Source organism: Pseudomonas sp. GW821-FHT02A11, assembly GCF_059421985.1.
In genome coordinates, this window is sequence record NZ_JBWKWB010000028.1 from 1 (window position 1) to 22,097 (window position 22,097).

Sequence of the window (22,097 nt, forward strand, 5' to 3'; positions counted from 1 at the left end):
CTCCGAAAACGAATGTCGACTTTACAAGCTTAGCTGCCAGCAACACTTTACGCAGACAGAGCCAATTCATTCGCGAGAGGCCCTTACATTCGACAGATCTTCATCGGGTGTCCCGCCGCCTCGCGAATGAATTCGCTCCCACAGATTTCGCTCCTCACTGCTCCATATCCAGCTCGATCAACTCCCCCCGCACCTCGCGCCCGTCGATGTGCAGCACCCCGACCGTAATCGGTAGCTTGAAACGCCGAGGCCCGGCGCTGCCCGGGTTGATGAACAGCACGCCGTGGCGCATCTGCTGCAGCGGTTTGTGGGAGTGGCCGGTGACCACCACCGCCACATCCGGCGGCAGGGTTTCCGGCACGTCAGCGAGGATGTGGGTCACGTAAATCCCCACTTCGCCGACACGCAACACCGCCTCGAACGGCACATCAGCCGCCCAGGCATCGTCGGTGTCGTTGTTGCCGCGCACTACCGTCAGCGGCGCGATTTGCCTCAACGCGTCGAGAATTTCGGGCTTGCCGATATCGCCGCCATGAATCAGGTAATCGCAGCCGCGCAATGCCTCCAGCGCCTGGGGACGCAGCAAGCCGTGGGTGTCTGAAATCAAGCCGACCTTTATCGCCATCGATCAACTCCCGGATGCAGCAACCGCAGCCTGACGGGCCTGTACGCGCTTCATGCTGATCATCGCCAGCAACGCCACAATCGCCACCAGCGACGCAAAGAACTCACCCACATGGGGCAGACCGAACGCCTGCACGCTGAAGCCTACCGCAACCACTGGCACCGAAATCGACACATACAACACCACGAAAAATGCCGAGGTCACCGCCGCCTTTTGATGGGGCGGGCTGCTGGCAGTGACCGCGCCCATGCCCGCGCGCAGGATCATGCCCTGGCCAATCCCGGCCAGCAGACCGGCGCCCACCAACAGCAGCAACTGCGCCGTCGCGATGCTCAGGCCGAGGCAGATCATACCCGCGATCAAACCCACGCAGCCCAGGGTCATGTGCAGGCCCTTGGGCAGCCATTGCAGCAACGCCTGGCCGATGATCGATGCAACGAAAAACAGGCCGATTACCGCACCGATCAACACGCCGCCGTGCACGTCCATGATATGGATCAGCACCGACGGCACCATGCTGGTGAACAGCCCGGCGACGCTGAATCCGGCCAGCCCCGCAATCGACGCCGAGATGAACACGCCACGCACCGAGGGCGGCACCGAAGGCTTTTGGATAGCGAGTTTGAACTGCGGCGGGCGCTGCACGGTTTCGCGAATCACTGCCACGCCAACGGCGGCGAGCAACAGCAGCGCCAGATGCACGTAGAAAATCAGGTGCAGCGGGTCTTGCAGATGCTGCGAGGTAAAGCCCGCGAGCAACGGCCCGATGCCCAGGCCCAGCATGTTCGCTGCGGTGGCCATGAGCGTGGCGTTTTTCCAGGTTTTCGGTGCCAGTTCAATGACCGCGACTGTGGCGGTACCGGTCATGATCCCCGCTGAAAAACCCGAGAACAACCGCCCGATCAGCAAGCCACCGATGGAGTCCGAGAACAGGAAAATCAGCGCACTGAGCGCGCCCATGAACAGCCCGGCGAGCAGCATCGGGCGTCGGCCCACCTGATCCGACCAACTGCCCACTGCCAGCAACGCCGCGATAACCCCTGCGGCGTAGATGGAAAAAATGATCGTCAGCCAGCTCGCATCAAACCCCAACCGCTGTTGATAGATCGCGTACAGCGGCGTCGGCAGCGTGGTGCCGACCATAGCGATCAGTAACGCGGCAGCGGCGATGAAGAAGTCGCGAGTAGACGGTGAAGCGGGCGAGGTCATGAATCCTCCGGGCAGGACAAAAAGGACACACATTATTGGCCAATTGCGTACAAAACGTCGGAAAAGTTTCTGTGGGAGATGGACCACGGCACACTCGGTAATGTTCGATGCCGCCTATCAAGGACCTCGGAAGCTAACTAAATCCAAGGATGAGAACGTTAACATCCGATGCATCCGGCTCATCGCTTTTGCCCCCCTTCGTGCTAGCCTTGTGCACTTCAGCACCATGTGGCCGCCCCGCATGTTGTTCCGTTTCAAGGCCGCCAGAAGTCCATGAGCAAAAAGACCCCCGTCACCATTTCCGACATCGCCCGCCGCGTGAACATGACCCCGGTCACCGTGTCCCGCGCGCTGAACAAACCCGATCTGGTCAAGCCCGCAACCCTGGCGCGCATTCTGGAAGTGGCGCAGGAGCTGGACTATGTGCCAAACGCCTTCGCCCGCAGCCTCAAGCGTAGCGAGAGCATGATCATCGGCGTGATCACCGCGTCGGTGGACAACCCGTTCTACAGCGAGATGATCAAGGCGATTTCCCGCGAAGCGAAGAAATACGGCTACACGATCATGCTGGTCGACACCGACGGCTCCGAAGAGCTTGAGCGCAAGGCCGTGGACACCCTGCTCAGTTATCGCGTGGCGGGCATCGTGCTGTCGCCGGTGTCGGACGAGCCGGAATATCAGCCTCAATATCTGAGCCGCCTGAGCAATGGCGACGTGCCGGTGGTGCAACTGGACCGCTCGCTGCATGGCAGCCCGTTCAGCCACGTGGTGCTCGACAACTACCATAGCGGCTTGAAGGGTGCGCGTTATCTGTTGGCGCAAAGCCCTGCCATGCAGCGCCTGTTGGTGCTGACCGGCCCTGCCCATTCGCGGATTTCCGAGGAGCGCCTCAAGGGCGTGAAAGCTGCGCTGTCCGAGAGTGGCAAGGACGTACAGCTGGATGTGTTCGCGGGCGATTACACCCTTGAGCCGTCATACCAAAGCACCCTGGACTACCTGAGCGAGCACGCCGTGCCGGATGCGATTTTCGGCTTCAACCAGCTGATTACCCTGGGCGCCATGCGTGCGCTGCGTGATCGGGGAATCGCCCACGACAGTCTGCCCATCTGCGGCATCGACCGCCTGCCGTTTGCCGACATCTTCGGCATTCCGATTGCCTGTATTGCGCACGATGCCTCGCGAGCGGGCAGCCAAGCGGTGACGTTGCTGCTGGAGCGGATTCAGGATCGGTTCTTGCCGAAGGCCAAGGTGGTGATTGTCGGGGAGTTGGAGAACGGCGCGGCGGGGTGATTCTCCCCGCCGAACTCTTGCCGAACACAAAACCTGTGGGAGCGAATTCATTTGCGAGAGGCCAGTACAGCCGATACAAATGCGTCGGATGTACAAACGTCTCGCGAATGAATTCGCTCCCACAGGATCAGTATCCGGCCTCCCAATCGGGTCAGAACTTCTACCGGCTGGTATACCCGCCATCAATCGGCAACGACACCCCACTGATCATCGACGCCGCATCACTCAACAGAAACAGAATCGGTGCCGCAACTTCCGCCGTTTCAGCAAAACGCCCCAACGGAATGGCCGCCAGCGCAGGGTCGCGCTTGCTCGGTTCGCTCCAGGCCATCTGCCCCATCGGCGTCAGGGTGACCGTGGGGTTGACACTGTTGACCCGAATCCCGTGCTTGCCCCACTCACCGCACTGCACGCGGGTCATGGCGTCCATGGCGCCTTTCGACGCGCAGTAGCTCAGGTGATCGTCCAGCGCCACCAGCGACGCCTGGCTCGACACGTTGACGATGCTGCCCTTCACGCCCTCGCCGATCATGGTCTTGGCCACCTTCGCCGCGACCATCGCCGACGCCCGCACGTTGACGGCCATGACCTGATCGAAGGCCTGCGCGCTGACCTCGGTCGCCGCTTCGAGAATGGAAATCCCGGCGCAGTTGACCAAGCCATGTATCACCGGCAACTCGGCGAGCAACACAGCCAATTGTTCGTGATCCGCTACATCCACCCGCAAGACGTGGCAGCCTTGGGCTTCGAGCTTCTGCAACGCGAGCGGATCACGCCCCATGGCGTACACCTCGGCCCCGCTGGCCCGCAATTGCTGCACGACCTCCCAACCGATGCCACTGCTGGCGCCGGTCACGAGAATGCGCTGAGCGCTGAAATCAAAGTGAACGCGGTTCAAGGTCAAGCTCCCTGCAAGCGATGCATGATGGGTTTGAGCGCCGGGTACAGCGCCACGTAATCGGCGAACAGGCGTGAATACAGCGCAACGTTCTCCGCCTGGGGTTCGGCGCGACGCTCCAGCTGCACCCAGCCTTTGTGCACCTGCGCCTCATCCACCAACCCCACTGCGTGGGCCGCCAGCAGCGCCGCACCGAGGGCCGCTTCGACTTCCTGCACGATGGTGTAGACCGGGAAATTGGTGACGTCGGCGATGATCTGCATCCATAAATCCGAATGGCTCGCGCCACCGACCACGATCAGCTGAGGGTCCAGCGATTGCGCGCCTTTGGTGCCAGCCTCGATGTTGTGGCGCAGGGCGAAGGTCACGCCTTCGAGCACGGCGCGGTACAGGTGAATGCGGCTGTGAAAGAGGGTCAGGCCGACGAAACTGCCACTGGCTTTCGGGTCCCACACCGGGCTGCGTTCCCCCATCAGATAAGGCTGAAACAGCACGCCGTCGCTGCCTGCGGGAATCTGCGTGGCAGCACGTTCGAGGATGGCGTGGCTGTCTTCGCCGGTCTCACGAGCCTGCTGTTCTTCGGCCTGACAGAACTGCTCGCGAAACCAACTGACGGACGCCCCCGCCGTGATCGCGCCACCGAAGATGTAGAGATCCTTCGCGCCATTGAAGACGTGGGGAAAACTTACCAGTCCATGGCGCGCATCGACCTGCTGATTGAGGTAGCCCCAGCACATGCTGGTGCCGATCATCGCCACGTGGTTGCCGGCTTGGGTGACGCCTGCCGCGAAAGTGGCCATGGCCGCATCGACGCCACCGCCGAGCAACGGAATGCCCGCCCGCAGGCCCAGACGCTCGGCCCATTCAGGAAGCAGCCCGCCGACCACATCGCCGGAATGCACCAGCCGCTCGGGCATCATTGATTGGGGGATGCCCAGCGCGTCGAGCATCTCTGTCGACCAGCTTCGCGCCTCGATGTCGTAGACGCCGCCGATGTTGCCCGCCGAGCTGTGATCCACCGCCACCTCACCGGTGAGGCAGAAGTTGATGTAGCTGTTGGGCGGCAGCAGGTAGCGGGTGTCAGCCCAGACCCGTGGCTGTTTGTCCTTGAGCCAGAGCATCTTGGTGAAGCCGTAATAGCTGTCCACCGAGTTGCCGGTGATCGCGTACAGGCGTTCGAGATCGACGTTCTGGTTGACCCACTCCACTTGATCTTCGGCGCGCCGGTCCATCCAGATCAGGCACGGGTAAAGGGGTTTGATCTGCGCATCGACCGCAATGCCCGAGCCGCCGTAGAGGCTGCTGACGCAGAGGGATTTGACGCGGTCTCTGGGCACGCCGCTCTTTCGCATGCAGGCGGCGACGCAGATTTCCACGGCATCCAGCCACACCTGCGGCCACTGCTCGGCCCAGCGCGGTTTGGGGGTATCGACCTTATAGCCGTGACTGTGCTGCGCGACGATGCCGCCCTGGGCATCGACCAGCAATGCCTTGGTGCTCTGGGTACCAATGTCGACCCCGATGACGTATTCCATCTTCACGCACTCTCTTGTTATTGGTTGAATCGCTGGATCTTCGGCGCTCGCGCCGACGCCATCGCGGATGAATCCGCTCCCACAGGAGTTTTGTATTCCTGCCGCAGAAATCACACTCACCCCGACACCCTCGCGGATGAATCCGCTCCCACAGGAGTTTTGTATCCCTGCCGCAGAACCACCCTCACCCCGGCGCCATCGCGGATGAATCCGCTCCCACAGGAGTTTTGTATTCCTGCCGCAGAACCACACTCACCCCGGCACCCTCGCGGATGAATCCGCTCCCACAGGAGTTTTGTATTCCTGCCGGAGAATCACACTCACCCCGGCACCCTCGTGGATGAATCCGCTCCCACAGGAGTTTTGTATTCCTGCCGCAGAATCACACTCACCCCGACACCCTCGCGGATGAATCCGCTCCCACAGGAGTTTTGTATCCCTGCCGCAGAACCACCCTCCCCCCGGCACCCTCGCGGATGAATCCGCTCCCACAGGAGTTTTGTATTCCTGCCGCAGAACCACACTCACCCCGACACCCTCGCGGATGAATCCGCTCCCACAGAAGATTTGCATTCCACCTGTGGGAGCGAATTCATTCGCGATGCGATGTACAACGCGCCGCTAACTCAGGCACCTGTAACAGGCTTGAGCAACACCTTGATCGACTTGGTCGAGTTCGCCAGTTCGAAGGCTTCAGCATAATCATCCAGCCCGAAATCATGGGTGACGATGCCTTCAGAGGTCACCAGCCCACGCTCGAACAGGTCGATGGCGATCGGGTAGCAATACGGCCCCAGGTGAGCGCCGCGCACGTCCAGCTCCTTGCGGTCACCGATGATCGACCAGTCGGCGCTGGTCTCGGCGCCGAACACACTGAATTCGACGAAACGCCCCAGTTTGCGGATCAGGTCCAGGCCTTGGGTCACGCCGACCGGCACGCCGGTGGTTTCGATGTAGACGTCGCAGCCGTAACCATCGGTCAGGCCGTTGATGATCTCGCGGGCGTTGTCGCGGCTCGGGTTGATCACCACGTCAGCCCCGAATTTTTTCGCCAGTTCCAGACGCTCGTCGACCATGTCGATGACCACCAGTTTCTTCGGCGTTTTCAGCGCAGCGACCTGCACCATGCACAGGCCCAGGGTGCCTGCACCGGCGATGACCAGCACATCATCAAGCTGTACGTCGCCACGGTTGACGGTGTGGATGGAGCAGGCCATCGGCTCGATCAGCGCCGAGTCTTCCAGCGAAACGGATTCAGGAATCTTGTGCACGATGGCGGTTTTCGGGATGCGCATGTACTGCGCCATGCCGCCTTCGGCGACGTCTTTCTGGAAGCCGAAAATGTTGTGCACTTCGCACATCCAGTACTTGCCGGATTTGCAGAATTTGCACTTCTCGCAAGGCACGATCTGCTCGGCGATGACCTTGTCGCCAACCTTCACGCCGAAGTGCTCTTCAGCGCCCTCGCCCACCGAATCCACATAGCCGAAGAACTCATGGCCCGGCACCACGGGCGCCTTGACCCACGGGCTCTCGCCACCCCAGAACATCGCCGCGCCCGAGTGGCATTTGCAGTCACTGGCGCAGATGCCGCAGGCGCCGATGCGGATGACCAGCTCGTTGATGCGTGCCACCGGCTTGGTGATGCGCTCTAGGCGGTAGTCTTTCGGCGCGTGGCAGACGACGGCTTGCATGGTGGTTTTTGTGTTTTGTTCCATGTCGGTTCACCTTTTGAGTATTGATGACCTGTAGGAGCGCGCTTGCCCGCGATGGCGTCGTGTCAGTCGGCAGCAATGCCTCTGGCCCGCCGCCGTCGCGGGCAAGCGCGCTCCTACAGGTGTGGTGTTCAAAATCGGTTTATTTATGCCGCTGCCGACTGATGAAAATCGCCAGCAAGATGATTGCGCCCTTGATCACGCTCTGCACATACGGCGACACGCCGAGCATGTTCAATCCGTTGTTGAGCACGCCCAACAGCATGGCCCCCACCAGAGTGCCGATGATCACGCCGCGACCACCGGCAATCGACGCGCCGCCCAATACCACGGCAGCGATGGCGTCCAGTTCGAAACCGACCCCGGCGTTGGGCTGGCCGCTCATCAGACGCGACGACAGCACCAGCCCGGCAATCGCTGCCGTCAGTCCGCTGATCGAGTACACCAGCAGCTTGAAACGCGAAGCCCGCACGCCAGAGAGGCGCACCGCTTCTTCGTTGCCACCGATGGCGTAGACGTAGCGGCCGATGCGGGTGTGTTGCAGCAGCACCCAGGCGAAGAAGTAGGTCAGTAGCATGATCACAATCGGCACCTGAATGCCGAACAAGGTGCCGCGACCGAACCAGGCGAACCAGTCCGGCATCCCGGAAATCGGGTAGCCGTCGGTGTACATCAGGCCCAAGCCGCGGGCGATGCCCATGGTCGCGAGGGTGACGATGATCGGCGGCATTTTCAGGTAGGCGACGAAGATCCCGTTACCGACCCCAAAGCCCACGCCAATCAGCAAACCGATCAGGATCGCGATCGGCGCCGGAACGCCTGCGACCATCAAGCCGGTGGTCAAAGTGCCGGACAGCGCCATCACCGGCCCCACCGACAGATCGATGCCACCGGTGAGGATCACGCAGGTCATGCCCACGGCGATGATGGCGTTGATCGACACTTGCCTGGCGATGTTTTCCAGGTTCGCACCGGTGAGGAATTTGTCGCTGGCGAAGATCATGAAGACCGTCACCACCACCAGCCCGACGAAGGGATAAAACGCCGGCGAGCGGATCAGTTGGGCAAAGTTGATCCTCAAGCGATTGGGTTGTGCAGTCATGGTTTTAATGGACGTGTTCACTGTTCAGACTCCCGGTGGCATGGCGCATCACTTCTTGCGGGTTGATGTCACTTGCCTGCAGCACGTTGACGATGGCGCCCTTGTTGAAGACGGCCACGCGATCGCACATGCCGATGATTTCCGGCAGTTCCGAAGAGATCATGATGATCGCGAAGCCTTGTTCGGTGAGTTTGCGCATCAGGGTGTAGATCTCCGCCTTCGCGCCGACGTCGATGCCTCGGGTCGGCTCGTCGAAGATCAGAATGTCGCAGTGGTGATTGATCCAGCGGGCGATCACCACCTTCTGCTGATTGCCGCCGCTCAGATTGATCACCCGGCTTTCGCAAGAAGGCGCCTTGATCGACAGCTGCTTCATCAGCTCGGCCGTGGTGGTGTCTTCCTTGTGCCGATCGAGCAGGTGCGCGGCGCTTTCGTACTTGCCCAGGTTGTTCAGCGAGATGTTCTCGCGAATGCTGAAATCGACGATCAGCCCTTCGCTCTTGCGGCTCTCGGGCAGCAGGCCGATGCCGTTGGCCAACGAGTGCGCGGGATCACTGAGGTTGACCGACTGGCCACGCAGCAGCACGTCCTTGCTCACCACCGGCAACGCGCCGATCACGCCCAGCGCCAGCTCCGTGCGCCCGGAACCGACCAACCCGGCAAAGCCGAGAATCTCGCCCTTGTGCAGGTTGAAGCTGTTGTGCGGGCCGTTGCGGGTCAGCTGAATATCGCGCACCTGCAGCACGGCGTCGCCCAGCGGTTTGTCGGGTTTGGGCGGAAAACTTGCCTCCAGACGACGCCCCACCATCATCTCCACCAGGGTGTCGATGTCACTGTCGGCGACGGTCAGCGCGCCGACATTAGCGCCGTCGCGCAGCACGCTGATGCGATCACAGACCTGGAAGATTTCCTCAAGGTGATGAGAGATGAAGATCACCGCCACGCCCTGATTTTTCAGCTCGCGCATGATGTCGAATAGCAGCTCCGCTTCCGATGGCGTCAGCGTGGCGGTGGGTTCATCGAGAATCAGCAGGCGCGCTTCAAGGGCCAGTGCCTTGGCGATTTCGACGAATTGCTGCTCGGCCACGCTCAGATGCTGCACCGAACAATCGAGGTTGATCTTGACCCCAAGGCGATCGAACAGCGCGATGGCTTTCTCGCGCATCTCGCCTTTGCGCAGCAGGCCGAAACCGTTGACGATTTCATGGCCCAGGAAAATGTTCTCCACGGCATTGAGATACGGGATCAGGCTGAATTCCTGAAACACAATGCCGATGCCCGCGGCGATGGCTTCGTTATACGTCGCGAAATGTTGCTCGGCGCCATCGATAAGGATGCTGCCTTTGTCCTGATGCTCGACACCGGCGAGGATCTTCATCAGCGTGGATTTGCCCGCGCCGTTCTCGCCCAGCAAGGCGTGGATCTCGCCGCGCTCGACCGACAGATTGATCGACTTGAGCGCGTGCACGCCGGGGTAGCTTTTACAGATGTTTTCCAGTTGCAGAAGGCAGCTCATAAGCACCTCGTCAAACCGCAGCTCGCGTGAATCCGCGCCGCCCGCCCAACGGAGAAACGTCAGGCGGGCGGCAGCGTCAGTGTCACCAGGTAAAGGTTTTGGCCTTGGCCTGGTCCACCAGCAGGATGTCCACCGGAATGGTCGCCGGGACTTGCGAGCCCCACTTCTTGGCGAGCGCCAGGCCCAGGGCCAGACGCACCTGATCACGCGGGTATTGAGCGGAGGTGGCGATGAATTTGCTGTTCGGTTTCTGGATTTCCTTGACTGCTTCCGGCGCGCCGTCGACGCTGGTCAGCTTGACGTCTCGACCGCTGGATTCGATGGCCGCCAATGCGCCCATCGAGCCGTTGTCGTTGACGCTGAACAGGCCTTTGAGATTGGGCTGAGCCTGAAGCATGTTCTCGGTCACGCTGAGTGCCTGGTCACGCTCCTGCTTGCCGTTCTGGATGCTGACGATCTTGATGTCCGGGTGCTTGGCCAGTGCGTCCTTACAGCCACGCACGCGCTCAAGAATCGGGACCACGGCGATGCCGTCAAGAATCCCGACGTCGCCTTTGCCGCCGATGTGAGTCGCCAGGTATTCACAGGCCTGAACGCCCGCGTCGTAGTTTTTGGAGCCGACGAAGGAATCCAGCGGGCCGCTGGCCTGGGCGTCCACCGCAATCACCACCACGCCCTTGTCATGAGCCTGCTTGACCGCCGACTGCACACCTACCGAATCGGTCGGGTTGATGATCAGCACATCGATGCCCTTCTGCAGCATGTCTTCGATATCGCTGAGCTGCTTGGAGACATCATGACGCGCGTCGGTCACCAGCAAGGTCGCCCCGATGCTGTTGGTGGCGTCCTGCAGAGCATCCTTCATGGTCACGAAATAGGGGTTGTTGATCTCTTGGAATGAGGCACCGATCTTCAGCGGAGCGGCTTTGGCATCCGCCGCCTGAGCGGTGACAGAGCCTGCGCACGCTACAGCCACAGCGAGCGAACAGAAAACGGCGGAAAAGCCCTTCTTGAGGCGAGTTGTCATGGCGAAAAATCCCGTTGTTTTTATTGTTAAAGCGGAAATGTCATCGTTAACATTTTCGAAATTAGCAGAGAAAAATGAGCTTCGCAACAGCTACTCCTCGTCCATACATCGGCTACAGCGCTTGAGTTTTGTATATCCCATTGACATATCCAAAAGTGAGCCTAACCTTGCATATCTTTGAGGGATATCCCACCGGAGGTACAGACATGGAACAATCCACCCTATTCAAAAGTAATCGCAGCCAGGCCGTCCGCTTGCCCAAAGCGGTAGCGCTTCCCGATGACGTTAAACGCGTCGATGTGATTGCCATTGGCAGAACTCGAATCATCACTCCGGCAGGTGAGTCTTGGGACAGCTGGTTTGACGGAGAAGGCGTGAGCGCCGACTTCATGAACGATCGTGAACAACCCGCCGATCAGACCCGCGAGTCGTTCTAATGCTCAGGTACATGCTCGACACCAACATCTGCATTTTCACAATCAAAAACAAACCCGCTCAGGTCCGAGAAGCGTTCAATCGGCATCACGGCCAGCTTTGCATCAGTACCATTACCCTTATGGAGCTGATCTACGGAGCAGAGAAGTCGGCAGCTGCGCAGAAAAATCTGGCTGTTGTCGAAGGCTTCGTCGCACGGTTGGACGTGCTGCCATATGACAATGATGCCGCCGCCCATACCGCGATGATCAGGGCTGAACTTGCCCGTGCGGGAACGCCGATTGGCCCTTATGACCAGATGATCGCTGGCCACGCCAGATCCCAAGGTTTGGTGATCGTCACCAATAATCTGAGGGAGTTCGAAAGAGTCGCCGGGCTCAGGACAGAAGACTGGATTTGAGCCTTGGCCTCACGCGTTGACAAAGTTTGTTACGGGTGTCGATAATCCCGGCACGTGTCATACGACAACCGATGACACCTATAACAACAACGTCCATCAAGGTCTCTCATGATGACTCAATCCAGTGCCTCCACGCCTTTGAACCGCATTCTGCTGACAGGCGCCGCGGGCGGTCTTGGCAAGGTATTGCGCGAAACCTTGCGCCCTTACGCCAATGTTCTGCGCCTCTCCGACATCGCCGACATGGCCCCTGCCGCCGGCCCTCATGAAGAAGTGCAGCGTTGCGATCTGGCGGATAAAGCCGCCGTTCATCAGTTGGTCGAAGGCGTCGACGCCATCGTGCACTTTGGCGGTGTGTCCACCGAGCACTCGTTCGAAGACATCCTCGGCCCGAACATCTGCGGCACCTACCACCTCTACGAAGCGGCCCGTCGTCATGGCGTGAAGCGGGTGATCTTCGCCAGCTCCAACCACGTGATCGGCTTCTACCGCCAGGACGAAACCATCGACGCCAGCGCCGTGAAGCGCCCCGACAGCTACTACGGCCTGTCCAAGTCCTACGGTGAGGACCTGGCCAGCTTCTATTTCGATCGCTACGGCATCGAAACCGTGAGTATCCGCATCGGCTCCTCGTTCCCGGAAGCGCAGAACCGCCGCATGCTGAGCAGTTGGCTGAGTTACGACGACCTGACCCAACTGATCGAGCGCGGCCTGTTCACTCCCAACGTTGGCCACACCGTGGTGTACGGCGCGTCCAACAACGCGAAGGTCTGGTGGGACAACCGCCTGGCCAGCCATCTGAATTACCAGCCCAAGGACAGCTCCGAGCCATTCCGCGCCAAGGTCGAAGCGCAGCCAGCGCCTGCTGCAGATGATCCGGCAATGGTGTACCAGGGCGGCGCATTCGTGGCGTCAGGGCCATTTGGCGACGCGTGATTGCCGCTGGCGTAATGGCGAGACTGAACCTGTCTTTTTCCACCTCAGAGAACGAGTGCCATGCAGGCTGAGTTGATCCTCGACGCGCGCAACGCTACCGGCGAAAGCCCGGTGTGGAGCGCGCAGGAACAGGCGCTGTACTGGGTCGATATTCCGGCGGGGCGTCTGCATCGCTGGAGAGCGCTGGATAACCGCTCGCAGAGCTGGCAGGCGCCGCAAATGCTCGCCTGCATCGCCCGCCACAGCGACGGCAGTTGGCTGGGCGGGATGGAAGACGGCCTGTATCGCCTGATTCCGCAAGCCGATGGCAGCCTGAATTCACAGCGGTTGCTCGGCGTTGAGCACGCTCGGCCGAACATGCGCTTCAACGACGGTCGCTGCGACCGTCAGGGCCGCTTCTGGGCCGGCACCATGTTCATGGACATGGGCGCGTCCTCAACCACCGGCTCGCTCTATCGCTACATCGGTGGTCAATCCGCGCCTCTGCGCGCCGTTATCAACAACATGATCGTGCCCAACGGCCTGGGCTTCAGCCCCGATGGTCGGGTCATGTACCTTTCCGATTCGCACCCCTCGGTGCAGAAGATCTGGGCCTTCGATTACGACATCGACGATGGCATCCCCCACAATCGCCGCCTGTTCGTCGACATGAAACAGCACCCCGGTCGCCCCGACGGCGCAGCGGTGGACGCCGACGGATGCTACTGGATCTGCGGCAACGATGAAGGCCTGATCCATCGCTTCACCCCGGCAGGCCAGCTGGATCGCTCGCTGTCAGTGCCGGTGAAGAAACCGGCCATGTGCGCGTTTGGCGGGCGTGATCTGGACACCCTTTTTGTCACTTCGATTCGCCCCAGCGGTGACCTCAGCGATCAGCCGTTGGCCGGGGGCGTGTTCGCCTTGCACGCTGGAGTCAAAGGACTCGAAGAAACGCCATTCGGGCTGTGAACGCACTTCGCCATCGCGCAAGAACAAGAAGTGACACATCAGCTACCTCAAAAACCGCCTGGCCATCGACGGCCGTGCCTTCACCCGCATCGCTATGCAGCCAGGGCATCTGTACCTGTTCTGGGGCTACGCAAGTCGTTGGGCGTGTTGAAGGGGCCGGATGTGCAGGATGACATTCCGCAGACGTAGATATTTCTACGCAACGACTCGAACCCTGTGGGGAGCGAATTCATTCGCGAAAAATAGTACAGCCGACAAAGATGCGTGGGCTGTAACGACGTTTCGCGAATGAATTCGCTCCCACAATTTTCTGTCGCGGCGAGCCAGAGGATGCCGCATCTTACTTTCGAATAACCTTATGTAATCTAGTTATCTTCATAAACGCTACGCATAAACTCTCCTTCTATATTTATGACAAAAGGTGATTAGCGGATCGCCGATTTATATCTTTATGATCTGAGCCACAACAACCTAAACAGGAGTTCAGGACATGGCGATTCAGATCAAACCCGTGGCAGGGAAAATTGGTGCCGAGCTTTCCGGCATCAAACTTTCCGGTGATATCTGCGAACACGATTTCGATTTCATCAATCAGGCACTGCTGAAACACAAAGTGCTGTTCTTTCGCGAACAGTTCCTCACCGACGAGCAACACGAAAGCTTCTCCCGCCTGTTCGGTGACCAGGTGCCGCATCCTACCGTGCGTTCCGCTGAGCAAAGCACTGCGATCCTCAACCTCGATTCCCGCGAAACTCGCGCCAACTCCTGGCACACCGACGTCACCTTCGTTGCCGACTACCCGAAAGTCTCCATCCTGCGTGGCGTGGTCATTCCGCCGTACGGTGGCGACACCGTATGGGCCAACACCGCAGCGGCCTATGCCGACCTGCCGGAGCCGCTCAAGGCGCTGGCCGACAATCTGCGCGCCCTGCACACCAACGTTTACGACTACGTGACGCCCAAGGACACCGGGGACGCGGGCGTCAAACGCTACCGTGAACAGTTCACCGCCGAGATCTACGAGACCGAGCACCCACTGGTGCGTGTGCACCCGGAAACCGGTGAGCGCAGCCTGGTTCTGGGTCACTTTGTGAAACACATACAGGGCGTCAGCAGCAACGATTCGAAACAGCTGATTCGACTGTTCCACGACCGTATCACTCAGGTCGACAACACTGTGCGCTGGCGCTGGAGCGAAGGCGACGTGGTGATCTGGGACAACCGCGCCACGCAACACATCGCCATCAACGACTACGGCCAGGCGCAGCGCATCGTGCGTCGCACCACCATCGCCGGCGACATTCCGGTGGGTGTCGATGGCCGCTCCAGTCAAGCGATCAAACCAACCCCGCAAACCCTCTCCCCGCGCACAGAAGCCGACAAAAAGCATCTGGCTGCCTGACACACCCGTCACTCATTCTTTAAGGAAGAACCGTCATGGCAAAGGCCAAGCGCCCCTCTCTCTTCAGCAAAACAAGCGTAGCTACCGCACTGGCGGCGCTGCTGATGATGCCCTTGGCCGAGGCCGACGTGCTGCGCATCGGCGTGGCCAGCGCCGGAGGCGGCGATCCGGTGACCTTCAGCGGCTCACCGCTGGGCATCGTGCGCAACCAGCAGCTTCTGGAAAAAGCCTTTGAAGGCACGGGCACAGAGATTCAGTGGTTCTTCTTCAAGGGCGCAGGCCCTGCGGTGAACGAAGCCCTGTCGAACAAGCAACTGGACTTCGCCTACGAAGGCGACCTGCCGCAAGTGGTCGGTCGCGCCAACGGTCTGGACACCAAGCTGCTGGCGGCCATTGGCGTGCGCTCCAACGTGTATCTGGCAGTGCCCAAAGGCTCTGACATCAAGACCATCGAAGACCTGAAAGGCAAAAAAGTCGCGGTCTTCCGCGGCACCAACGGCCATCTGGTGTCGATCAACTTGCTGGCCGACCACGGCCTGACCGAACGCGACCTGAAAGTGATCAACCTCGACAGCGGCAGCAGCCAGGCCGCGCTGGCGTCCAAAGGCGTCGACGCCGCATTTGGCGGTCGCGAATTGTTCAAACTGCGCGATCAGGGCCTGGCCGACATCATCTTCGACAACCCGAACAACGACGTGCGTTACACCCGCCAGTGCGCGCTGGTGGTTCGTGGCGACTATGAAAAAGAACACTCGGCCAACGTGCAGAAAATGGTCGACACCCTCGTCGAAGCGGCCAAGTGGGAATCCGAAGAGAGCAACCGCGACGCCGTGCTCAACGAGTGGGCCAAGACCAACGAACCGATCGCCTCGCTTAAGGCTGACTTCGGTCACATCGCCCTGCGCGACAGCGCATCGCCCCTGGTGGATGACTTCCTGAAGGCGCGTTATCAGGCCGTCGCGGATCAGGCCAAGGAGGAGAAGATGATCCGTCGCCCGGTCAGCATCGACGGCTGGTTCGAAACCAAATACCTGGAAAACGCGCTGAAGTCCAAAGGGCTGCAGCACTACTGGACGGCGTACGGCGCTGATGGCAAGGCCGCTGCGAATAACGCAACGGCGTCGTCGGACAAAGCCGTGAACAACGGAGGCTGATGCCATGGCCCGAGCCAACGCTAGCGCACTCGAACGGCACCAGACGCCTGCAAAGCCTCTGGCGCCCGTCGAACGTCTCCCCAACTTTCCGGCCCGCGCCCCTAGGCGCGTGTCGGCCAGCCAACGCCCCCGTATCGCCTGGCGATCCCGGGCCCTGAACGGCACCCTGCCCTGGCTGCTGCCGATCGCGCTGCTGGGGCTGTGGTACTTGGGCACCGAACGTGGCTGGCTGTCGGAGCAGGTCTTGCCGCCACCGGCCTATGTCTATCAGACGCTGGTGGACCTGGTGACCACCGGGGACTTGTGGCTCAACGCATCGGCCAGCCTGCAACGCGTGCTGGTGGGCTTTGTGATTGGCTCGGGGCTGGGCGTGACGCTGGGTCTGGTGATGGGGCTGTCGAAGACCGTCGAGGATTACCTGCTGCCGACCTTCAACGCTCTGGTGCAGATTCCCGTTCTGGGCTGGATGCCCTTCGCCCTGCTGCTGTTCGGCATCGGCGAACCCCTCAAATACGTGCTCATCGCCCACGCCGCGCTGGTGCCGGTCACCCTGTGCACCTTGCAGGCCTTTCATCAGGTACCCAAACGCCTGCTGGAAGTCGGGCAGGCTTACGGTTTCAGCCATCGCCAGATCGTCACCGACATCGTCCTGCCGTCCGCCGTCGCGCCGATTTTCACCGGTTTGCGACTGGGCTTCACCAAGGCCTGGCTGTCGCTGGTGGTGGTCGAGCTGCTCGCCTCCAGCGAAGGTCTGGGCTACCTGATCGCCTATGGCCGTCAGCTGTTCCAACTGGATCTGGTGATGGCTGCGGTGGTCGTGGTGGGCGCGGTCGGCCTGCTGATCGATCGGACATTCGAAGTCGTCGAGCGCCGTCTGAACAAAGGTCGGCCAGTCGCACCCGGGAGGCTCTCATGAGTTCATTGGCAATCACCCAGCCCCCACGCCAGCATTGCTATCGCGGCTGGGTCGTGCCCATCGTCGCAGTCGCTATCTGGTGGCTGGCGGTCAATCAGGGCTGGAGCGATTCGGGCCTGCTGGTCTCGCCGCAGAAGGTCGCCGTTACAGCCTGGGATCAGGTGACCTCGGGGCAGTTCTGGCGAGCGATTTCGTCAAGCCTGGCGCGCAACCTCAGTGGCTTTTTCATCGGCACGGTACTGGGCCTGATCCTTGGTTGCCTGCTGGGCTTCTCCCGCCTGTTCGAGCGGTTGGTGGGCCCGAGTTTCAACACCTTCAAACAGATCTCTCTGTTCGCCTGGATTCCACTCATTTCGGTGTGGTTCGGCCTGGGCGACGTCGCCAAGGTGGTGTTCCTCTCCCTCGCGGCGCTGGTGCCGGTGGTGGTCAACACCTGTGACGGCCTGCGCAACGTGCCCAATGCATTTGTGGAAGTGGCCAAGGTTTACGGCTTCAGCCGCTGGCAGACCATCGTCGGGGTGATGCTGCCCGCCGCACTGCCTTCGATTTTCACCGGTATTTATCTCGCGCTGGTGTACTCGTGGCTGGCCACCATCGGTGCCGAATACCTGCTGGTGTCGGGCGACGGCATCGGCAACACGCTGATCGATGGCAGCGAACATTTCATGATGGATCTGGTGCTGTTCGGCATGGTGATCATCGGTCTGGTGGGCTGGGCGCTGAACGTTTTGGCGCGCCGACTGGAGCGACGCCTGCAGCGGCTTTACGGCATTACGCCTCGTTAACTTCCAGCAAAAGGGATCACTCATGCCTGCCACTCAATCGATTTCCCTCCCGGCCCAGCAAGGCAATGGCCTGCGCCTGGAGAACATCAGCAAGCGCTTTTCCAGCGCCAGCGCCGACACGCAACTGCAGGTGCTCGACAACGTGCAACTGGACATCGCGCCGGGCGAATTCATCACCATCGTCGGCGCCAGCGGTTGCGGCAAGTCAACGCTGCTGCGGCTGATTCTGGGCCTGGACGAGGCGTTCGATGGGCGCATCCTGCTCGATGACAAGCCGATCAAGGGCACCGGTCTGGAACGCGGCATCGTGTTTCAGGATCACCGCTTGTTCCCTTGGCTGACTGTGGAACAGAACGTCGCCGTCGGCCTGAAAAACGCGCCCCTGACACCTGCGCAGAAAAAGGACACCGTGCGCGAGCACATTCATCTGGTGGGGCTGCAGGATTTCACCGAGTCGTACCCGCATCAGATTTCTGGCGGCATGGCGCAACGTGTGGCCATTGCCCGAGGGCTGGTGAACCGCCCGAGCGTGCTGCTGCTCGATGAGCCCTTCGGCGCATTGGATGCCCTGACCCGCACACGCTTGCAGCGGGAACTGCAGAACATTTGGCAGCAGGAAAAGATCACCATGGTCCACGTCACCCATGACGTGGACGAAGCGGTTTATCTTGGGGATCGGGTGGTGGTGATGCAGCCGCATCCGGGGCGTATCCGGCGCATCGTTGATATCGACCTGCCCCGCCCACGCAACCGCAGCGATGCGCGATTCATCACGTTGCGCGATGACGTGTTGAGTGATTTTGCGGAGTTGGCATAGGGTCCCAAGCGATCCTTTCTGTGGGAGCGAATTCATTCGCGAGGCGGTGGCACATCCGCCCCCTATTTGTCACCTGTGCTTATGTCTCGCGAATGAATTCGCTCCCACAGATTTCGTGCACGGCCGGAGGGATTCGATCACCTAGGGTTCGTGCACAGCCGGGGGGATTCGATCACCTAGGGTTCGTGCTCAGCCGGGGAGATTCGCTCACACCGGGTTCATGTCCAGCCGGGTATTGGTTGCGTGACCGGATTGAAGTCACTCACCCCAACTCATGCAGCGAAACCTGATTGCGCCCATTTTTCTTCGACGCATAGAGGGCCTGATCCGCCCATTCGATCAGCGTCTTGTACTCATTGAGCGGTGAGTTCATGTCCGCTACGCCAAGGCTGATGGTGCAGCGAATCACCTCGCCCTCGTGCATGACCTCCTGCGCTTCGATGGCCACGCGCAAACGCTCGGCGAACATGCCGCCGCCGTATTTGTCGGTGTCGGGCAGCAGCACCGCGTACTCTTCTCCCCCGTAGCGACCGGCGATGTCCGAGTCGCGAATGTGCTCGCGAATCACGTCGGCCACGCGCTGGATCACCTTGTCGCCGCACTGGTGGCCATAGGTGTCGTTGACCCGCTTGAAGTGGTCGATGTCGAACATCACCAGTGCAGCCGACGTGCCGTAGCGCACATGGCGGGCGTACTCCAGACGCAACGCTTCCTCCCAGTGCCCGCGGTTGTACAGCCCGGTCAGGCGATCGGTGCTGGAGAGCTTCTGCAGCTCGCGGTTGGCGGCCTGCAATTGCTGGCGGTTGGTGGCTACGTCGGTGACGTCGTAGATCACCACGCACACGTGGGTCACCTCACCGTTGGTCGCCCGCAGCGGGAACATCGTGGTGTTCTGGTACATGAAATCTTCCTGGCCGGTGATCGGCTGGTAGCTCTTGAAACGCACCAGGTACGGCCGCTGCTCCCAGATCGTGAACGCCGGGGTACCAAGGGTGATCACGCTGTCGATCTTCTTTTTCAGCCAGTCTTGATTGACCTCGGGAAACAGCTCGAAAAACGAGCGGTTGGCCGCTTCATAGGGCAGCACGCCGGAGCGGTTTTCCATGAAGGTGTTCCACACCTGCACCTGATATTCCTGGTCCAGCACCACCACGCCAACGTCGATGCTCTGGGTGATGGTCAACAGCCAATGCAGCTCTTTGATGTCGATACGATCGTTCATGAATCAGCTCATCAAATAGGCGAGTTTGCGCGACAGCCGCTCTACCGAGTCTTCGGTGAACAACATCAACAGGTCGAAATGAACATTATGGCCTTCCAGGCTGTAACTGATCTCCACAGCGAGGGTTTTCTTCCAGCGCTGCTGATTGATGCGAATCAGCTCCTCGATGCCGCTATGGGCGCCGAGCACCTGCGGGTGGCCCTGGGAGAAGGCAATGTCGATCTGCTCGGCGATACCGCTCAGGCACGCGCCGATGATGATCGACGACAGGTCCAGGAGCATCTCCATGTCGGAGTAGTCCTTGTCGCGGATCTTCATCAGCTGCGCCATGTCGGCGATTTCAGAATCGTGAAACAGCAACAACGCCTCGCCCGCGATCCCGCCACCGATGTAGCCCTGGCAGACGGCTGTGAGCCGGTCGCTGCTCTGCGCGTCGGCCAGCGCCATGTGCAGCTCCCCCACTTCCAGCATGTTGACGTTGGGCACCGGCAGTTGCACGAACACCCCCAGCACCCGCGCCAACAAAGCGGCCGCGCGGCCCATGGCGACGTTGACGGTCTCGCGCAAGGCGTCCTGAAAACTGATGACGGCGGTATCCGCCTTGGGTGCGGGGGTGACCGGTTTGCTCGGCTCACCCAGCAACCCCAGGCGTTGCAGGGTCAGTTGCAGTTCGAGGGGGTCGGCCGGCTTTTTCAGGAACGCCAGCGCCCCCAGCTCCAGAGTCCGGCGCACGGCCTCTTCCTGAACGTCGCCCGACACCACGATGACCTTGGCCTGCAGATTCTCCGCGCGCATGGCGGCCAGCGCCTGATAGCCGTCCATGTCCGGCATCGTCAGGTCCAGTAACACCACCTGCCCCAGGCCCTGACGAATAGCCTGAAGACCCTCGTGTCCGTTGGTCGCGGTGGTAACCGACACCCCCCAATCGGAAGGCAAGGCGCGTATCAGCTGTTTGCGCGCCATATTGGAATCGTCGCAAATCAGCAGAGGAATCGTGGGCATTGCTTTCAATCTCACGGCAAAAGAGTTTCAGGCTGGGCCCGGAATATCAGCGCAATCAATTGGCTTGCAACACTCGCACCGCATTGAATCGAACAATGTTCAATAACAACTGCGCGGAAAAAGTGAGTCGAATCTTCACTCATTCAGGGATAGGCTGCGCAGTATGCAATATTTATGCTCATGCCTACTTTCAACAACGCATTTGAATGAAAAAGACAAACGCTTGATTGTTGGCGTCAATATCCTCGCGAGCAGCCTTAACTGTGATCGTGACGAAAGCCGCGACATATCCGCCAACCCCGCCAAACATGCGGTCAGCCGCTCTGCCCAAGGCTTGCAAGACCAAGACAAATACGCCGTTAATTCAAAGACTTAATAGGCATTTATTAAAACCATCGGGCAATGGACAGGGTGAATTACCGACTCAACGCCGCCGAACCGTTACTGTTAATTCAGAAGCTGTAAGTAAGTGCAGACATGCGACGCACCCATTCCGGCATTGAACCAAGACAGTGCGCATTGAGCAGCGGGATGTAGTTAGGAGAACACAGGGCGCATCAGACCCGAGTCGAGGGAATATTGAGCGAAGGTGCTGACACTTTCTCGACCGCCAGATAGAACAAGCCCCGGCGCGAGCGCCAGGGCTTGTAATGGCCACATCCCTGTGGCCTTCGCATGAACCTTCAATCGACCAACTAACAGCCTCCCTGGCCGTCAGCCGTGCGTTCTTTCGGCTCTTGAGAAACTGATTACTGAGCTTTGAGGCCGTCAGCCGAAACAGCTTTGACGCCTTTAATTTTCTTGGTGATGGCGACAGCGGTAGTTTTCTGCGCTTCGGTGATAGCGACCGTCGACGACAGGGAAACCACGCCTTTGTTGGTTTCTACCTTGATGTCGGAGCCTGGAATGCCTTTTTCAGTCAGCAGGTCGGACTTGACCTTGGTGGTGATCCAGGTATCAGAGGTGGCTTCTTTGGTTTTAGCCACTTCACCTGCAGCCAATTGCATAGGTGCTTGGGTCGAGGTTTCAGCCATGGCTACGTTAGCCATGGTCAGAGTCAGAGCAGTGGCGGTAGCAGCAGCGATAGCGAACTTCTTCATACGAGTAACTCCTGTTTTTCTCAGAATCTGCGCCAACCTCGTTGGCCGCAGGGTTATGAGGTA

Annotated in this window: 21 protein-coding genes; 10 read left to right on the plus strand and 11 right to left on the minus strand. The window is 60.1% G+C overall.

Annotated features, from left to right (window positions below):
- Positions 1-154 precede the first annotated feature (154 nt).
- Both AC07V9_RS25725 and AC07V9_RS25730 read right to left on the minus strand, forming a co-directional pair.
- On the minus strand, positions 155-625 hold the full coding sequence (locus AC07V9_RS25725; RefSeq protein WP_495018449.1) for a metallophosphoesterase family protein: 471 nt from the start codon (positions 623-625) through the stop codon (positions 155-157).
- Between the two features lie 3 nt (positions 626-628).
- Positions 629-1,834 (minus strand): MFS transporter, encoded by a 1,206-nt coding sequence (locus tag AC07V9_RS25730; protein WP_495018450.1) that lies wholly within the window; start codon positions 1,832-1,834, stop codon positions 629-631.
- A gap of 273 nt (positions 1,835-2,107) precedes the next feature.
- Between AC07V9_RS25730 and AC07V9_RS25735 the strand changes: the two genes are divergently transcribed.
- Complete coding sequence (locus AC07V9_RS25735) at positions 2,108-3,124, plus strand: LacI family DNA-binding transcriptional regulator (protein ID WP_495018451.1); 1,017 nt, start codon at positions 2,108-2,110, stop codon at positions 3,122-3,124.
- 160 nt (positions 3,125-3,284) lie between these two features.
- Here AC07V9_RS25735 and AC07V9_RS25740 read toward each other — a convergent pair whose 3' ends face one another.
- From AC07V9_RS25740 to AC07V9_RS25765, 6 genes are all read right to left on the minus strand, one after another.
- Positions 3,285-4,022, minus strand: coding sequence for an SDR family oxidoreductase (locus AC07V9_RS25740; RefSeq protein ID WP_495018452.1), 738 nt, complete (start codon positions 4,020-4,022; stop codon positions 3,285-3,287).
- 2 nt (positions 4,023-4,024) lie between these two features.
- Positions 4,025-5,557 (minus strand): FGGY-family carbohydrate kinase, encoded by a 1,533-nt coding sequence (locus AC07V9_RS25745; RefSeq protein WP_495018453.1) that lies wholly within the window; start codon positions 5,555-5,557, stop codon positions 4,025-4,027.
- Between the two features lie 626 nt (positions 5,558-6,183).
- Complete coding sequence (locus AC07V9_RS25750) at positions 6,184-7,275, minus strand: alcohol dehydrogenase catalytic domain-containing protein (RefSeq protein WP_495018454.1); 1,092 nt, start codon at positions 7,273-7,275, stop codon at positions 6,184-6,186.
- A gap of 139 nt (positions 7,276-7,414) precedes the next feature.
- Complete coding sequence (locus AC07V9_RS25755; protein WP_495018501.1) at positions 7,415-8,374, minus strand: ABC transporter permease; 960 nt, start codon at positions 8,372-8,374, stop codon at positions 7,415-7,417.
- 4 nt (positions 8,375-8,378) lie between these two features.
- Complete coding sequence (locus AC07V9_RS25760; protein ID WP_495018455.1) at positions 8,379-9,890, minus strand: sugar ABC transporter ATP-binding protein; 1,512 nt, start codon at positions 9,888-9,890, stop codon at positions 8,379-8,381.
- An 82-nt stretch (positions 9,891-9,972) separates the two neighbouring features.
- A complete protein-coding gene (locus tag AC07V9_RS25765; protein ID WP_495018456.1) occupies positions 9,973-10,917 on the minus strand; it encodes an ABC transporter substrate-binding protein in 945 nt (314 codons plus the stop codon).
- Between the two features lie 206 nt (positions 10,918-11,123).
- Between AC07V9_RS25765 and vapB the strand changes: the two genes are divergently transcribed.
- The 9 genes from vapB (at position 11,124) to AC07V9_RS25810 (ending at position 18,710) form a co-directional block, all read left to right on the plus strand.
- Entirely contained in the window at positions 11,124-11,354 is a 231-nt protein-coding gene (gene vapB / locus AC07V9_RS25770) for a type II toxin-antitoxin system VapB family antitoxin (RefSeq protein ID WP_495018457.1), read from the plus strand.
- A complete protein-coding gene (vapC, locus tag AC07V9_RS25775) occupies positions 11,354-11,752 on the plus strand; it encodes a type II toxin-antitoxin system tRNA(fMet)-specific endonuclease VapC (protein WP_495018458.1) in 399 nt (132 codons plus the stop codon). The genes vapB and vapC overlap by 1 nt, the downstream gene beginning before the upstream one ends.
- 111 nt (positions 11,753-11,863) lie before the next feature.
- Positions 11,864-12,688 carry an NAD-dependent epimerase/dehydratase family protein gene (locus tag AC07V9_RS25780; RefSeq protein ID WP_495018459.1) on the plus strand — a complete coding sequence of 275 codons (825 nt, stop codon included), beginning with the start codon at positions 11,864-11,866 and terminating at the stop codon, positions 12,686-12,688.
- A gap of 60 nt (positions 12,689-12,748) precedes the next feature.
- Positions 12,749-13,636 carry an SMP-30/gluconolactonase/LRE family protein gene (locus tag AC07V9_RS25785; RefSeq protein ID WP_495018460.1) on the plus strand — a complete coding sequence of 296 codons (888 nt, stop codon included), beginning with the start codon at positions 12,749-12,751 and terminating at the stop codon, positions 13,634-13,636.
- Between the two features lie 490 nt (positions 13,637-14,126).
- Positions 14,127-15,038, plus strand: coding sequence for a TauD/TfdA dioxygenase family protein (locus AC07V9_RS25790; RefSeq protein ID WP_495018461.1), 912 nt, complete (start codon positions 14,127-14,129; stop codon positions 15,036-15,038).
- 35 nt (positions 15,039-15,073) lie between these two features.
- Entirely contained in the window at positions 15,074-16,192 is a 1,119-nt protein-coding gene (locus AC07V9_RS25795; protein ID WP_495018462.1) for an ABC transporter substrate-binding protein, read from the plus strand.
- 4 nt (positions 16,193-16,196) lie between these two features.
- Positions 16,197-17,108 carry an ABC transporter permease gene (locus AC07V9_RS25800; RefSeq protein WP_495018463.1) on the plus strand — a complete coding sequence of 304 codons (912 nt, stop codon included), beginning with the start codon at positions 16,197-16,199 and terminating at the stop codon, positions 17,106-17,108.
- A complete protein-coding gene (locus AC07V9_RS25805; protein ID WP_495018464.1) occupies positions 17,105-17,893 on the plus strand; it encodes an ABC transporter permease in 789 nt (262 codons plus the stop codon). The genes AC07V9_RS25800 and AC07V9_RS25805 overlap by 4 nt, the downstream gene beginning before the upstream one ends.
- A 22-nt stretch (positions 17,894-17,915) precedes the next feature.
- Positions 17,916-18,710, plus strand: a complete 795-nt coding sequence (locus AC07V9_RS25810) for an ABC transporter ATP-binding protein (RefSeq protein WP_495018465.1) — start codon at positions 17,916-17,918, stop codon at positions 18,708-18,710.
- 262 nt (positions 18,711-18,972) lie between these two features.
- Here AC07V9_RS25810 and AC07V9_RS25815 read toward each other — a convergent pair whose 3' ends face one another.
- The 3 genes from AC07V9_RS25815 to AC07V9_RS25825 form a co-directional block, all read right to left on the minus strand.
- On the minus strand, positions 18,973-19,932 hold the full coding sequence (locus tag AC07V9_RS25815; RefSeq protein WP_495018466.1) for a sensor domain-containing diguanylate cyclase: 960 nt from the start codon (positions 19,930-19,932) through the stop codon (positions 18,973-18,975).
- Positions 19,933-19,935: 3 nt separating this feature from the next.
- The gene (locus AC07V9_RS25820) at positions 19,936-20,934 is read right to left on the minus strand and encodes a response regulator (protein ID WP_495018467.1); all 999 of its coding nucleotides are present in this window, start codon (positions 20,932-20,934) and stop codon (positions 19,936-19,938) included.
- Between the two features lie 749 nt (positions 20,935-21,683).
- Entirely contained in the window at positions 21,684-22,034 is a 351-nt protein-coding gene (locus AC07V9_RS25825) for a BON domain-containing protein (protein ID WP_495018468.1), read from the minus strand.
- Between the last annotated feature and the right edge of the window lie 63 nt (positions 22,035-22,097).